Below are 14124 nucleotides of genomic sequence, written 5' to 3'. Positions count from 1 at the left end.
CGCGTCCCGTTCTGCGCGAGTCGTACGCGCCGCCGGCCGTCATGGGCCGGGAGTCGACCAATCTGGGCGACATCCTGGAGCGCGTGCTCGACCGGGGTGTCGTGATCGCCGGCGACATCCGGGTGAACCTGCTGGAGATCGAGCTGCTGACCATCAAGCTGCGGCTGGTCATCGCCTCGGTCGACACCGCGCGGGAGATCGGCATCGACTGGTGGGAGCGTGACCCGTGGCTCAGCGGCAAGGACCGCGAACTGGTCGAGGAGAACCGCCGGCTCCGCGAGCGCCTGAACGCGGTCGAGGAGCGCCTGCTCGCCTGGGAGGAACGGACGGAGCTCGAACCGGGCGCGTACGCGGACGACCGCGACCGCCAGGGCGAGCGGCAGGGCGAGCGGCGGGGCGACCGCCAGGCCGAGGCCCGCGCCCGGCGGCTCGGCGGGCCCGGCAGAACGGAGCCCGGCCGTGAATGAGAGCCACCACACCGTGGGCGAGAGCCACCACGCCAGGGGGGAGAACCACCCCGCCGTGGGTGGTCCCGGCCAGGGGGTTTACCTGTACGCGGTGACGTCCGGCGGGGAGCCGCCTCGCGACCTGCGCGGCGTGCTGGACGGCGCGGTGCGGCCCGTGCCGTACGGCGGGCTCGTGGCCCACGTCAGCGACGTGCCCCTCGACCGGTTCGGAGAGGAACCGCTGCGCCGCTCGCTGGAGGACCTCGACTGGGTGGAGGGAGTCGCCCGCGCCCACCACCGGGTCGTCGAGGCATTGGCGGCGGCCGGGCCGACCGCCCCCGTGCGCCTCGTGACCGTCTACACCGGCGACGAGCAGGTCCGTGACCTGCTCGACCGGCGGCATGACGACTTCGCCGAGATCCTGTCGCATGTCGCGGGGAGGCGGGAGTGGGGCGTCAAGGCGTACCTGCGCCGGGGCACGCCACCCCCTTCTCCGGCGCCCCCTCCCCCGGCGGCGCCCTCGTCGGCGGCCTCGGCGGCCTCCCGGGCCGGTGGCGGCAGCCCGGGCATGGCGTACCTGCGCCGGAAGAAGGAGAACCTGCGCGGCAGGGAGGATCTGTGGCGCGCGGCGGCCGAGCTGGCCGAGCACCTGCACGCCGAGCTGGGCCAGGTCGCCGTGGCGAGTTACCGCCACCGCCCGCAGGACCCCCAGCTGTCCGGGCGGAGCGAGACGATGGTGCTCAACGGCGCATACCTGGTGGATCCGGCCCGCGAGGAGGACTTCGCGGCCGTCGTCAGCGGTTTTCGCGACCGGTTCCTGGACGTGGAGCTCACCGGGCCGTGGGCGCCCTACTCCTTCACCTCGATCGACCTCGGGGCGAGCCGGGCCGGGGGCGTGCGATGACGCCGGGAACACCGGCGTACCTGCCGGAGCGACCGCGGGGGGCGGCCCTCGCCGCCGAGGGCCGCCTGCCGCCCGAGCGGGTGGCGCTCGTCGATCTGCTCGACCGGCTGCTCGCGGGTGGTGTGGTGATCACCGGCGACATCGTGCTGTCGATCGCCGACATCGACCTCGTCCGCATCTCTTTGCGGGCGCTGCTCGGCTCCGTACGCGGCACCGAGCCGTTCGACCCGCTCGGCGAGCCGTCGCGTCCGGGAGGCGGGCCGTACGCGGAAGGCGGGCGGGCCACGGACGATGGCGGCGGCGGCAGGAGGGAGAGGGAGGATGACCGGTGGTGAGGCCAGGAGCTCTCCACGGGACACCGCGGCGGGCCCCTGGCGGCTGGGCGTGGAGACCGATGCGGGCGGCCCGAACCAATGGGAGCAGGACCAGTGGGAACAGGGCCAGTGGGAGCGGGACCGGCGGGAACCGAACGCGGAAACCGGGAGGGGCGGCCCCTGGCGGCTGAACACCGACCCGGAGGCGGTGCGGCGTGACCTGAGCCGCCTCGTGCTGACACTCGTCGAGCTGGTGCGTCAGCTCGTGGAACGGCAGGCCATCCGGCGGATGGATCAGGGCGACCTGTCCGACGAGCAGGTCGAGACGCTCGGCCTGACGTTGATGCGCCTGGAGGAGGCCATGACCGAGTTGTGCGAGCGGTTCGACGTGTCGCCGTCCGAGCTCAACCTCGACCTGGGGCCCCTCGGCACGCTGCTGCCCACCGACGGGCCGTGAGCGCGGCGTGTGCGCCCAGGTCACAGGGGCAGACGGAGGAGATCGATCGGGGCCGGAAGGAGAGGTCATGAGTGTCGTCGGCCGGGACGAGGTCCGGGCGCTGCTGGAGTCGCCGTCGCCGGACGCGACGTTGGTGCTGGTGGGTGGGCGGTGCGAGGTCGTGCCGGAGGAACGGGCCGAGGGCCTGGTGATCGCCAGCCGGCGTGACCTGCGAAGCCTGGTGGGAGACGGCCCGGTGGACGACCGGCGGCTCGGCGAGCTCGCGGACCGGCTCGACACCGTCGCCCGCGACCTGGGGGCCTGACCGGTCGACCGGCGACCCCGCGGCGCTGGGGGGAGCGTATGGGGAAGTTCGATGCGTCCGCGTACGGACGGACGATCGCGGACATCTACGACGAGATGGTGGGCCATCTGCCCACCGGCCCGGCGGTCGAGCGCGTCTCGCGACTGGCCGAGGGAGGGCCCGTCCTGGAGTTCGGGATCGGCACCGGCAGGCTGGCGCTCCCTCTGGCCGCCCGCGGCGTGACCGTCGCGGGTGTCGACGGGTCGCCCGACATGGTGGCGGTCCTGCGGGACAAGCCCGGCGGAGACCTCATTCCGGTGACCGTGGGCGACTTCTCGGAGGTGCGGGTCGAGGGGCGGTTCGCGCTCGTCCTGCTGGCCTTCAACACCGTCTTCGCGCTGCCCTCCCAGGACGCCCAGGTGCGGTGCTTCCGCAACGCGGCGGCCCATCTGCGGCCCGGAGGGCGTTTCGTGGTCGAGGCGTGGGTGCCCGACCCCACGGCCTTCCGCGACCGGACGTCGCTGCGGCTGCTGTCGCTCGGCGAGGACGAGGTCGTCGTCGAGGCCGCCCGGCTCAGCCCGGCCGAGCAGTTCATGCACACGACGAAACTGCGGATGACGGCGGACGGCCTGCGGTTGCTGCCGGCCGACCACCGCTACGCCTGGCCGTGCGAGCTGGATCTGATGGCCCGCCTCGCCGGGATGGAGCGGGAACACCGCTGGGCCGACTGGTCCGGCGCTCCGTTCACCGACGACAGCCGGGCCCACGTGTCCGTCTACCGCCTGCTGGAGAGCTGATGCAGTTGCCCGCGCCCCGAGGCCCGCTCACCGACCGGCTCTTCGCGGAGCTGGCCCGGCCGCCTCACGCTTTCGGCCCGCCGCCCGCCGATCCACGAGACGACGAGGAGGACGCCCAGCTCGCGCTGTTCGTCTGTTACGAGCTGCACTATCAGGGCTTCGACGGCGTCGACGACCGCTGGGAGTGGAACCCGTCGGTGCTGGCCCTCCGAGAGCGCCTGGAGGGGTGGTTCGAGCGGTGGCTGGCCCGGCGCGTGCCCCGCCCGCCCGCTCCGCCGCCTCGGCAGGTGCCCCGCGCCCTGGCGGCGCTGGTGGCGTCCGAGGACGGCCCCTCCCTGTCGGCGTACCTGCGTGGCAGAGCCGACGTGGAGCAGTTTCGCGAGTTCGTCATCCACCGGTCGATCTACCAGCTGAAGGAGGCGGACCCCCACACGTGGGGCATCCCGCGCCTGCTCGGCCGGCCGAAGGCCGCGCTGGTGGAGATCCAGTCCGACGAGTACGGCGGGGGCAGGCCCGAGCGCATGCACGCCGAACTGTTCCGCGCGACCATGCGGGGCTTCGGCCTCGACGACTCCTACGGCGCCTACCTTGGCGTCGTCCCCGGTGTGACGCTGGCGATCAGCACAGTGATGTCGATGTTCGGACTGCACCGCCGCCGCCGGGGCGCGCTCCTCGGGCACCTCGCGGCATTCGAGATGACCTCGTCGCTCCCCAACCGCCGCTACAGCCAGGGGCTGCGGCGGCTGGGCGGCGACGCCGGCACGCGCCGCTACTACGACGAGCACGTGCAGGCCGACGCCGTGCACGAGCAGATCGCCGCGCACGACCTGTGCGGCGCGTTCGCCGCGGAACATCCCGATCTGGCCGGCGACGTCCTGTACGGCGCCGCCTGCGCGCTGACCCTCGACCGGCTCTTCGCGGAGCACCTGCTGGGCCGCTGGCGGGAGGGGCGCACCTCCCTGTGGGAGGCGCGGTGGCGGGCGGACGCCGAGGTGACGGCCCGATGACCACGCTCGGCCGGCACCCGGCGGAAGCCGATCGACCGGCATCGCCGCCCGGCGGGGACGCGCCCGCGATCAGCTACGTGCTGCCGCTGCGCTGGCACGACGACGCCGGGCTGGCGGAGCTGACCGGCTATCTGCGCGCCCTGGCCCGGCACGCCCGGATCGTGGTGGTCGACGGCTCACCGCCGCCGCTGTTCGAACGGCACGCCCGCCTGTGGTGCGGCATCGCCGAACACGTGCGGCCCGACGACGACCTGACGGTCGCGAACGGCAAGGTGGCCGGTGTGCTCACCGGCATGCGCCGCGCCCGGAGCGAGCACGTCATCATCGCCGACGACGACGTGCGCTACGACGCGGCCGCGCTCGCCCGGGTCGGCGCCCTGCTGGAGCACGCCGACCTCGTCCGGCCGCAGAACCACTTCGACCCGCTCCCCTGGCACGCCCGCTGGGACAGCGCCCGCAGCCTGCTCAACCGCGGCCTCGGCGCCGACTACCCGGGGACCTTCGGCGTACGCCGCTCCACGTTCGAGAAGATGGGCGGCTACGACGGCGACGTGCTGTTCGAGAACCTGGAACTCATCCGCACCGTCCGCGCATATGGCGGCCGCGAGGTCCGCCCGCTCGACCTGTACGTGCGGCGCCTGCCGCCCGGCACCCGCCGCTTCTGGTCCCAGCGGGTCCGGCAGGCGTACGACGACCTGGCCCAGCCCGCGCGGATGGCGGTCTTCCTCGCCGTACTGCCCTGCGTGGGCGCGGCCGTGTGGCGGCGCCGGCCGGGCTTGGTCGCGGCGGGCGCGGCGGCGGCGGTCGGCCTGGCGGAGATCGGACGCCGCCGCGCCGGGGGCCGCCGGATCTTCCCCGCCACCGCCGCCCTGTTCGCCCCGATCTGGGTTCTCGAACGCGCCACCTGCAGCTGGGCGGCCCTCTTCGCCAGGCTCGTGCTCGGCGGCATACCGTACGCGGGGCGGCGCCTGCGGGTGGCCGCGCACTCGACCCGCCGCCTCCGCCGCCGGGCACTCTCGCCGGCAGCCCGGCCCGGCGTGCTCGCCTGGCACCGCGGTGTCCACTGAGCGAGTCGGTCACCGCCAGAAAGCGTGGGCGGCGCCGGTCACCGCGGTGCACCTCAGCCGGGACGGCCACTGCCATGAAGCTCGGGCGGAGCGGCCGGCACTGCCACACAGCTTGGCCGAGTCACACCACCGCCACACACCTTGGCCAAGCCACCACCGCCACACACCTTGGCCAAGCCACCACCGCCACACACCTTGGCCAAGCCACCACCGCCACACACCTTGGCCAAGCCGGTCACTGCGCCGGAAGGAACCTCCGGTCCTCGCGAAGCCCGCTCCGCTGGGCCTTCGCTCCGGTCCTCGCTCCCTTCCGCTCCGCTCCCTCAGACTTCCGCGAACAGATCATCGTCAGCCCGGCGGGTCGGGTTCGCTGGAGGCCCGGAAGCCGACCGCCTTATGGGAGCCGTCGCAGAACGGCTTGGTCGAGGATCGGCCGCAGCGGCACAACGCCACCGTGGCCCTGCCCGGGTCGATACGCCGCCCGTCCTGCGTCAACAGCGTGAACGGCCCGCGCACCAGCAGCGGGCCGTCCTCGCAGGGCGTCACCGTGACCGCCGTCACCGCGGCCGGGTCCTCCGCCGAGTGCTCCATTGGTGCAGCCTGCCCGGCACGGTGACGGCGTAACACGTGGTCAGCGACGCATGATCAGTCCCATCTCGCGCAGTGGGCGGAGGGGCTGAAGGCCCAGCAGCCGGTACGGCCGGCATCTGCCGGTTCGTCCGCCGCGAACGCGTACGCCGCGAACGGCGCCCTGAACGCGCCCGGGACGCCCGACGGGCTGGGCAGGGCCGTTTTCGCCGTCGGCGGGGCGAAGGCCCATCGCGGCGTCGCCGTGCCTCCTGACGGTTCACCGCCCGCGAGCGCGGACGGCTGCCCGGACGTACGGCTCCGCCAGGGCGCAAGGCTCCAGCAGCCGGCCGCGTCGTCGTCCCCGCACCGATGCTGTGTATGGGCGGCCAGCGGCGGCAGCGGCACGTATCCCGGGATCACGATCGGCGTCGTCGGCGGCTGTCCGGCCGTGGGAGGCGGCGCCGCCGCGGACCGGCTGCCGAGCGACGGCGCAGAGGACACCCACAGCGGGCTGTCCGGAGACGTCGGCACGGCCGTGGGAAGCGTGGGATCCGTGGACGCCACGGGCGGAGGAACCACCCATGGCGGCGTCGCCGCGCCGGACGCCTCCGGGACGACGGGCGGCGTCGCCGTTGGCGGACTGACCGGCGGCGGAGCGACCGGGGGTGACGCCACGGCGGTCGGTGGTACTGCGGTCGGTGGTACTGCGGGCGGCGTCGCAGGAGGCGGAGAGGCGGCGGGAAGCGCGGTCGAGGTTACGGTCGCGCTCGGCTTCGGCTCCGGAGGCTGCTGCGTCGGCTTGTCCGCCGGCGTGCCCGTGGGCTTGTCCGTCGGCTTCGGCTGCGTGGTTGGCTTGTCCGTCGGCGTGCCCGTGGGCTTGTCCGTCGGCTTCGGCTGCGTGGTTGGTTTGTCCGTCGGCTTCGGTTGCGTGGTCGGTTTGTCCGCCGGCTTGGCTGTAGCCGTGGAGCCCGGGCCGGGTGAGAGGCTCACCGAGATGGTCGTGCTCGGGGTGGCCTTCGGTGTCGCCGTGGCGGTCGGCCCGCTGCTCGGCGTGGGCGCGGCCCCGCCGCTCGTCCCGGGTGCGGGGGTCGTGGATGCGGGGGTCCTGGGTGCGGGGGTCGTGGCTGCGGCGGTCTGGACCGTCGCCCCCGGCGTCGCCGTCGCGGTGGGGCCGCTGCTCGCGGTCGGCACCGGTGCCCCCTGACCGCCCTGGCCGGGGGATGCGGCGGGGGATGCGGTGACGCCACCGCCGGCCGTCGGCTCCGGTGTCGACGGGGCGCTCGGCCCGCCGTTCGGCTCCGGCTTGCCCTGCACGCCCGGCGCGGACAGCGCCCTGGTGTTTGCGCCGCCGCTCGCGGTCGGGAGGGGCCCCTGTGGAGCTGACGACGAGGACACGGGCGGCGTCGCCGTGCCGCCGGGTGTGGACGGCGACGGAGCGGCCGGAGGAGGGGGCGGGGCGGAGTCGGCGACGCGACGGTGCTCGGTCGTGTGATTGGAGGTGCCGGCCTGCCGTTCACCGCCGAGGTGGCGTGCGGCGCCGGCCTGCCGCTCACCGCTGGTGCGGCCGGACCCGTGGCGGCTGTGATCACGGGCATCGCGAACCGTCCAGTCGCCGACGACGCCGCTGCGGCCCTCGCGGCCCCGATCACGCGACTCGTGGGCCGTCCGGTCCCGGGTGGAAGCGCCCCCCGAGCCGGATGTGGTGGCGTCGGACGACCTCGGGGGCGAGTCCGCCGTGTTCCGCGACCTCGCGGACGAGCCATCAGGGCTGTCGGCGGAGTCCCCTGCCTTACGGGACGAACCGCCTGAGGAACCGGAGCCGGCCCTTTCCGCCGCCTGTCTGCGGGGTGCGGTGTCATCCGGCGCGTTCGCGGAGTCGCTGTCACCCGCGCTATCGGGTGCGTTCGCGGAGTCGTCCCGCGCACTGTCACCCGCGCCATCGGATGCGTTCGCGGTGCTGTCCGGCTCGTTCGCGGTGTCATCGGAGGCTTCGTCATTCGTCGAACCGGACGAACCACCCGCGTCGCCGGACGAGTCCCGCGCCGCGTCCGACACACGGTCGGAACCACGCGGGAGGTGACGGGTCGCACCGGGCGGGCGGCCGGGCGACTCATGGGCCGCACGGGACGAACCGCCGGAGGAACCGGAGCCGGCCCTTTCCGCCGCCTGTCTGCGGGGTGCCGTTTCATCCGGCGCGTTCACGGAATCGTCCCGCGCGCCGTCATCCGCGCCGTCCGAGCCGCCGTACGAGGACCGTGATTCCGTATCCGGCGCCGAATCATCCGACGAGGCGTCCACGGGGTCGTTGGAGGTGGAGGCGTCCACGGGGGCGGCGCCTTCTACCGTTGGGGGGGCGTCCCAGCCGGGCTCGGCCACGGCGGCCCAGGGCTGTCCGGCCACGGCGCCGCCGGTGGCGGATACCGCGGCCAGGAGCAGGCCGGAGACCAGAGTGGTGCGCCGGGAGGACTTTCGGGGGGTCATTGGAGGGCTCTTCCTCGATCTAGGGAGTGGGCCGGGGACCAATGAGGGACTTCCAGCCCGCCGCGGCGAACTCGGGCGTCCCTGGGAGAGCGGCTGCGGGCACGGACGGGGGCGTCGGGTCGGGGATGTTCACCCAGTCGCCCTTGTCCGCACCGCGCATGTCGGGTTTCCACGCCATCAGCAGGCTCATGGCGTAGGGGCTGGAGTAGACGGGGCCGGTGGCACCGGCGCCCGTGGTCGCGGTCACCTGGACCAGGACGGAGACCTGCACCTGGTCGTCGGAGCGGACCTTCCACTGAACGCCGATCGTCTGCGTCCGCAGGGCCGCCCCGGCGGGCAGGTCGCCTTCGGCGGGAAGGCCGAGGGTCTCCCGCCAGCCGCGTACGGCGTCGCGGGCGCCCTCGCGCGCGGCCCCACGCTGGTCCGGCGGGGCGTACAGCGCGGCCGCCTGTTCCGCCTGGCCGACGTCGAGCGTCCAGGCGGCCTCCAGGGCGGCGGCCGCCGCGGACGCCGCCCCGATCTCGGTGTGGGGGAACCCCACGGGATAGCCTCCGTCACCCTCGTGACCGGTGGGCACCGCCAGCGCGACGGACGGCGCGGCGACGCGCACCGGTGTGGGAGGCGGCGCCTCCGCCCGCCGCGTCTGCAGCACGATCACCGCGACGGCGATGACGGTGACGATCCCCGCGATCGCGACGACCAGGTGCCGGGGGTCCCATCGCCGCGGCGGTCCCAGGTCCCAGTCGAGCGCCGGATCGGGGATGACGGAAGGTCCCACTACTTGCTCCGGTCCGGTCGCTGCCCGAACGCCTGCCCGGCGGCCGCGGCCAGGCGCAGGTACGCGCCGCGGGTGGTGGGCCGCAGCCGGGCCAGGTCGACCTCCGCGCCCTCCTTCAGATGCGGGTCGAACGGGACCCGGACCACGGTGCGACAACGTCCGGCGAAGTGACGTTCGAGCAGGTTGACGTCGACGTGCGACTTCGGCTCGACCGCGTTCAGCACGACGATGGCGTTCTTGACGAGGTGGCCGTGGCCGTGGGCGGTGAGCCAGTCGAGGGTGGCGGCGGCCGAGCTCGCGCCGTCGACCGCGACCATGGTGACCAGCACGATCTGGTCGGCGAGCTCCAGTGTGGCGCCCATGGCGCCGTGCAGGAGCCCGGTGCCGCAGTCGGTGATGCAGATCGAGTAGTAACGCTCGATCAGGTTGGCGACCGTACGGTAGTCCTCGGCGTTGAACGCCTCGCTGACGGCCGGGTCGGTGTCGGAGGCGAGCACCTCCAGCCGCGCGGACGACTGTGAGGTGAACGCGCGGGCGTCGGCGTAGCGCACGATGTGCGGCGCCTCGGCCAGCAGGGTCCGGATGGTCGCCGCTGTCTCCGACTTGACCTTGATGCCGAGCGTGCCCCGGTCGGGGTTGGCGTCGATGGCGATCACCCGGTCGCCGCGCATCGAGGCCAGCGTGTTGCCCAGCGCCGCCGTCGTCGTGGTCTTCCCCACCCCGCCCTTGAGGCTCATGACCGCGATCCGGTGATGACCGCTGGCGACGGGCGTCTGGGCCTGGGCGATCAGCGTCCGGCGTTCCAGCTCCGCCGCCGACTCCGACGGGTTGATCCGGCCGCCGGAAAGCTGGTAGACGAGCCGCCGCCAGCCGCCGGTGGGCTCCACGCGGCGGTTGATCAGCAAATGTTCGGCCGTGAGAGGCACGCTCTCCGGGAACTGCTCGGCGGGAGTAGGCACCGAAGTATGGATCTCGGTCATTGTCGGGTCCTTTCCCCGAGGACGGGAGGAAACGGGGGTTATCAGCAGCTGCTCCATCGCACGGTGGCGGTGCCGTCGCCCTTCGGGCCGTGCAGTTCGAGCGGCGCCGTCACGGGTGAGGGGACCCCGCACCAGTAGCGGACGCGCAACGCGCGCACGGTGAGCACGTCGGTGTGCCCGGGCTTGAGCGTTCCGCTGGACGGCTCGACCAACAGGCCGGGAGCCGATATCCGCCATTTCACGGGTTTTCCTGATGTCGTCGAAAGAGAGAGGGTGCCTCTTCCGAACGCGTCGAGTGTGATGACGGACGGCGCCTGCACGCCCCAGGCCCCCATCAGGAAGGCCCCCGGGGATGCGGAGACGTCCGGAGTGACGCCCTGTCCATTCGTCTGTGCGGCGCCTCCGGCAGCGGCGGTCGCGGTCACCGTGACCTGCGGCGCGCCCGAGGCCCTGCCCTCCGCGGCATCACCCGCCGCCGCACCGCCCGTCGCGCCGGCCGCCGAGGGGTTGTCGGCCGTGCGCGCGGGATCGGCGGACGCCTGCGCGACGCCCGCCTCGAGCGACCCCTTCTGCGACTGGGGAGAGGGGGCGAAGAGGTTGATTCCCATCACGGTTCCGGCCGCCCCCGCGACGACCACGATGACGATTCGCAACGCGGTCGCTCGCAGCAGCGAGCCGACCCGCGCAAGGATCTCCACGATCCTGATCTGCGTACCTGCGAGCGGCCTGTGGGGAAGGTCCGCCTCGCCGGGCGCGTCGGCGACGTCGGCGGCCGGGACCGCCTCGGCGGCGTGCGCCAGGGCCTCCCTGGCCCTGATCTGCGAAAGCAGCGCGTTGTAGAGAGGCGTGTCCTGCCCGGGCGGCAGACTCGGCGCGGTCGCCTCGGGTGCCGCGTGCGCGGACGGCCCCGGCGACGGGGCGGGCCGTCGCGTGCCGCGCGACCTGGACGTCCCGGACGGCCACGGCAGGCTCGGCTGCGTGTCCTCCTGGGAGATGGCCCGCGCCGGAGGCTCCGGCCGCTCGGGCCCGCCACCGGCCGACACGCCGGAAGACGTGTCTTTCTTGTCCGCTCTGTCCTGCCGCGACGGCGTGGCGGACTCCGCACGGGGCGCGGGCAGCGACAGGCCGGAGTCGGGTGGCACCAGCGGCGGCACGGGCGGCGTCCTCGGCGCCGGGGGAACCGTACGGGGCGACGGGACGGACGGCTGCGGGGATCCCTGGGCCGGAACGGCCGGGTGGCCGCGGGACTCCCGCGGCACAGCAGGAGGCGGCGCGGGGGCCGCCGGTGCGGACGCGGTGTTCACGGGAGCGGCGAGGGGCATGCCGAACGACGAGGGAGGCCGATGCGCCGCCCGCTCCGCCCTGGCGGGCCTGGTCCTGTTCAGAGCGTCCAGGAGTCGCTGCCTGGTCTCGTCCGCGAGGTCGGCGACCGGGGGGCGGGAGAGGATCTGCGGAACGGTGTATCGGATGTTGATGGGCCGCTTGCACACCACGCAGGTCACGATGTGCCGGAGCAGGGCCGTACGGGCGGCGCCGAAGTCGGCCGCGTCACCGTGCCCGTCCGGGAAGACGGCGGCGGCCAGCGGACCGAGCTCCGGGCAGATCGGCCGGCCCCGGGCGAGGCCGTCCAGGCCGCTCACGAGGATCTCCACCACGTCCTGGGTGCGCGCGATGAGCCTGCCGGCCTCCTTGAGCGGCAGGGCGAGCACGTACACGAGATCCCGCAGCGGGAGTTCGTGGCGGTAGAGCAGGCGCAGCGTCTCCGCGCCCAGGGGGTCCGCAAGGTTCCACGCCCGCCGCACCGCCCCCTGGTCGGGTCCTCCGGGACCGGACGCGGGCAGGAAGCCCCGTCCCGGGCCGGTGGCGCACTCACGGCGCAGCGCGGACAGCAGCCAGGCCCGGTCCGAGACGTTCTCGGGGCGTTCGCGGGCGGCGCACGACTCCAGCGCGGCGATCACCGCCGTGAGCATGGGGGCGGATTCGAGGTGACAGGCGGCGTAGTCGACGAGGTGGGCGCCGTGCTCGTCCACCCATGCCATCCCCTGACCGGGGTCGAGCGTCACATTCCCGGCGGGCGGGTTCATGCGCACCGGATCAGGGTGAGGACGGCGACAACGTCATGTTCGGCCAGAGCATCACTGCGACTTGGGTGTCGCACTTGCCTAACTGGAAATCTTGATGCATACCGATACATAGAACGAGATCTTAGACTGACTGCGATGTGTTGGGAAGGAAAAGAACCATAGAAATCCTGAGTTGAGGATAAGCCGCAAATAACGCCTATATGGCCATCCGAAACGGACCCAGCAGCGGCGCCCGTTAACACATACGGACCTGTCTGGAGAAGTCGCGACTCTTACCGTTCTGATCTTCCAAATACCGGTATGACCTGGGCTTATATTCCGCTTCCACGCGCCGGGCGCATCGGCGGTGGAACGGTTTCCCCACCTGGCTTTCGATCCGTCACCTGACCGCCACATCTGATATGAATAGCTTTCATATCCCCGGGGAATAATCAGCGATCCACGCTTTCCCGACATTACAGCACGCGCACGTCCGGTCTCGGCGTGAAGCAGCCTCTCCGCACCGCGAAACGATCTCGCGCGATTTACTCCGGAAGGCGCAACCAACGGCGTGATCGACGGCGAAGAGGTACGCGTGGACACCGTCGTCGTGCTGTTCAACCGGGACCTGCGAATTCACGATCACCCAGCGCTCTCCGAGGCGTGCGCCGTGGCCCGGCACGTCGTTCCGTTGTTCGTGTTCGATCCCGCGATCGCCGCCCGGCACCGCCGTGATTTCCTCCACGCGTCCCTCCACGACCTGCGGTCGTCCCTGCGCGGGCTCGGCGGAGACCTCGTCGTACGCGACGGGGACCCGGTGGCCCACGCCGTACGGGCGGCCGGGGAGACGGGCGCGTCGGCGATCTGGGCGAGCGAGGACGTCAGCCCGCTGGCACGGCGGCGGGAGCGGCGCCTGGCGGAGGAGTGCCGGGCCCATCGACTGGAGTTCCGCCTGTTCCCCGGCGTGACCGTGGTGCCCCCCGGCGCGCTGCGACCCGGGAGCGGGAGCCACTACCGGGTCTTCTCGCCGTACTGGCGGGCCTGGTCGGCCACCGCGAGGCGGCCGGTCCTCGGCGCGCCCCACCGCCTGTGCCTGCCGCCCGGCGGCCGCGAATCCGGCATCGATCCGGGCGTCCTGCCCGAGGCGCCCCCCGAGCCGTACGGGATCGTGCGGGGCGGGGAGAGCGAGGCGCGGCGGCGGCTGGAACGGTGGGTGGGCGACGGCCTGGCCTCCTACGCCGGCACGCGCGACCGGATGGCGGGACGCACGTCGATGCTCAGCGCCTACCTCCACTTCGGCTGCGTGTCACCGGCGGAGGTGGTCGACCGGGCCTGTGAACGGCCGGGCGGCGAGGAGTACGTCAGGCAGCTGTGCTGGCGCGACTTCCACTACCAGGTCGTCAATGCCTTCCCGGAGATGGGCCGGCGCGACTACCGGCAGAGGGACGTGCGGTGGCGGCGCGACGAGGAGGTGGAGGCCGCCTGGCGGGAGGGCGTGACCGGGGTCCCGATCGTGGACGCGGGGATGCGCCAGCTTCGCAGTGAGGGCTGGATGCACAACCGGGTGCGCCTGGTCACCGGCTCCTACCTGACGAAACGGCTCGGAATCGACTGGCGGGCGGGGCTTGAGCACTTCGCCGAGTGGCTGCTCGACGGCGACATGCCCAACAACTGCGGCAACTGGCAGTGGGTCGCGGGGACGGGCAACGACACCCGGCCCTACCGCACGCTCAACCCGCTGCGGCAGGCGAAGAGATTCGACCCGCAGGGGGAGTACGTGCGGCGCTACGTCCCCGAGCTCGCGGCGCTGCCCGACGACCTTGTTCACGAGCCCTGGAAGGTACGCGGCGGGGTGCCGGGCTACCCGTCCTCGCCCCTCGGTGGTGAGCTCAGATCATGACGGCCGTTGCGCTGCGTCGCCGCCCATTCGTCGTCGTTCTCGGCGGCCGGACTGTCCCCGCCGCATGATTCCCCTGG

The 14124-nt window shown here is 73.2% G+C and carries 14 protein-coding genes; 10 read left to right on the top strand and 4 right to left on the bottom strand.

What is annotated here, in order from left to right:
• The first annotated feature begins 41 nt into the window (after positions 1 to 41).
• The 8 genes from AB0O28_RS20235 to AB0O28_RS20200 all read left to right on the top strand — a co-directional run bounded on the left by AB0O28_RS20235 (position 42) and on the right by AB0O28_RS20200 (position 5275).
• Positions 42 to 467 carry a gas vesicle protein gene (locus AB0O28_RS20235; RefSeq protein ID WP_363642565.1) on the top strand — a complete coding sequence of 142 codons (426 nt, stop codon included), beginning with the start codon at positions 42 to 44 and terminating at the stop codon, positions 465 to 467.
• Entirely contained in the window at positions 460 to 1350 is an 891-nt protein-coding gene (locus AB0O28_RS20230; protein ID WP_363642261.1) for a GvpL/GvpF family gas vesicle protein, read from the top strand. The genes AB0O28_RS20235 and AB0O28_RS20230 overlap by 8 nt, the downstream gene beginning before the upstream one ends.
• The gene (locus tag AB0O28_RS20225; protein WP_363642259.1) at positions 1347 to 1685 is read left to right on the top strand and encodes a gas vesicle protein; all 339 of its coding nucleotides are present in this window, start codon (positions 1347 to 1349) and stop codon (positions 1683 to 1685) included. Before AB0O28_RS20230 ends, AB0O28_RS20225 begins: the two co-directional genes overlap by 4 nt.
• Positions 1672 to 2121, top strand: coding sequence for a gas vesicle protein K (locus AB0O28_RS20220; protein WP_363642257.1), 450 nt, complete (start codon positions 1672 to 1674; stop codon positions 2119 to 2121). Before AB0O28_RS20225 ends, AB0O28_RS20220 begins: the two co-directional genes overlap by 14 nt.
• Positions 2122 to 2188: 67 nt before the next feature.
• The gene (locus AB0O28_RS20215) at positions 2189 to 2425 is read left to right on the top strand and encodes a hypothetical protein (RefSeq protein ID WP_363642255.1); all 237 of its coding nucleotides are present in this window, start codon (positions 2189 to 2191) and stop codon (positions 2423 to 2425) included.
• 38 nt (positions 2426 to 2463) lie between these two features.
• Positions 2464 to 3201: a class I SAM-dependent methyltransferase gene (locus tag AB0O28_RS20210; protein ID WP_363642253.1), complete on the top strand. Its 738-nt coding sequence runs from the start codon at positions 2464 to 2466 to the stop codon at positions 3199 to 3201.
• Positions 3201 to 4208 carry an iron-containing redox enzyme family protein gene (locus AB0O28_RS20205; protein ID WP_363642251.1) on the top strand — a complete coding sequence of 336 codons (1008 nt, stop codon included), beginning with the start codon at positions 3201 to 3203 and terminating at the stop codon, positions 4206 to 4208. Before AB0O28_RS20210 ends, AB0O28_RS20205 begins: the two co-directional genes overlap by 1 nt.
• Positions 4205 to 5275 (top strand): glycosyltransferase family 2 protein, encoded by a 1071-nt coding sequence (locus tag AB0O28_RS20200; RefSeq protein ID WP_363642249.1) that lies wholly within the window; start codon positions 4205 to 4207, stop codon positions 5273 to 5275. Before AB0O28_RS20205 ends, AB0O28_RS20200 begins: the two co-directional genes overlap by 4 nt.
• 348 nt (positions 5276 to 5623) lie before the next feature.
• On the opposite strand, the gene AB0O28_RS20195 is transcribed toward AB0O28_RS20200, so the two are convergent.
• Positions 5624 to 5866 carry a CDGSH iron-sulfur domain-containing protein gene (locus AB0O28_RS20195; protein ID WP_363642247.1) on the bottom strand — a complete coding sequence of 81 codons (243 nt, stop codon included), beginning with the start codon at positions 5864 to 5866 and terminating at the stop codon, positions 5624 to 5626.
• Between the two features lie 241 nt (positions 5867 to 6107).
• Between AB0O28_RS20195 and AB0O28_RS20190 the strand changes: the two genes are divergently transcribed.
• A complete protein-coding gene (locus AB0O28_RS20190; RefSeq protein WP_363642245.1) occupies positions 6108 to 7049 on the top strand; it encodes a hypothetical protein in 942 nt (313 codons plus the stop codon).
• Between the two features lie 1296 nt (positions 7050 to 8345).
• On the opposite strand, the gene AB0O28_RS20185 is transcribed toward AB0O28_RS20190, so the two are convergent.
• Genes AB0O28_RS20185 through AB0O28_RS20175 form a run of 3 tightly spaced genes read right to left on the bottom strand, consistent with a single transcriptional unit; the run spans position 8346 to position 12174 of the window.
• Positions 8346 to 9104: a hypothetical protein gene (locus AB0O28_RS20185; RefSeq protein WP_363642243.1), complete on the bottom strand. Its 759-nt coding sequence runs from the start codon at positions 9102 to 9104 to the stop codon at positions 8346 to 8348.
• Positions 9104 to 10084, bottom strand: coding sequence for a MinD/ParA family protein (locus AB0O28_RS20180; protein ID WP_363642241.1), 981 nt, complete (start codon positions 10082 to 10084; stop codon positions 9104 to 9106). Before AB0O28_RS20180 ends, AB0O28_RS20185 begins: the two co-directional genes overlap by 1 nt.
• Before the next feature lie 41 nt (positions 10085 to 10125).
• Positions 10126 to 12174, bottom strand: a complete 2049-nt coding sequence (locus tag AB0O28_RS20175; protein ID WP_363642239.1) for a hypothetical protein — start codon at positions 12172 to 12174, stop codon at positions 10126 to 10128.
• Positions 12175 to 12718: 544 nt separating this feature from the next.
• Between AB0O28_RS20175 and AB0O28_RS20170 the strand changes: the two genes are divergently transcribed.
• On the top strand, positions 12719 to 14047 hold the full coding sequence (locus AB0O28_RS20170; protein ID WP_363642237.1) for a deoxyribodipyrimidine photo-lyase: 1329 nt from the start codon (positions 12719 to 12721) through the stop codon (positions 14045 to 14047).
• Positions 14048 to 14124: the final 77 nt, after the last annotated feature.

Origin of the sequence: Microbispora sp. NPDC088329, assembly GCF_040685655.1 — a bacterium.
In the GTDB taxonomy this organism is placed as follows: domain Bacteria; phylum Actinomycetota; class Actinomycetes; order Streptosporangiales; family Streptosporangiaceae; genus Microbispora.
The sequence above is the reverse complement of the archived record's forward strand: the minus strand, read 5'-3'. Positions and strand labels throughout refer to the sequence as shown.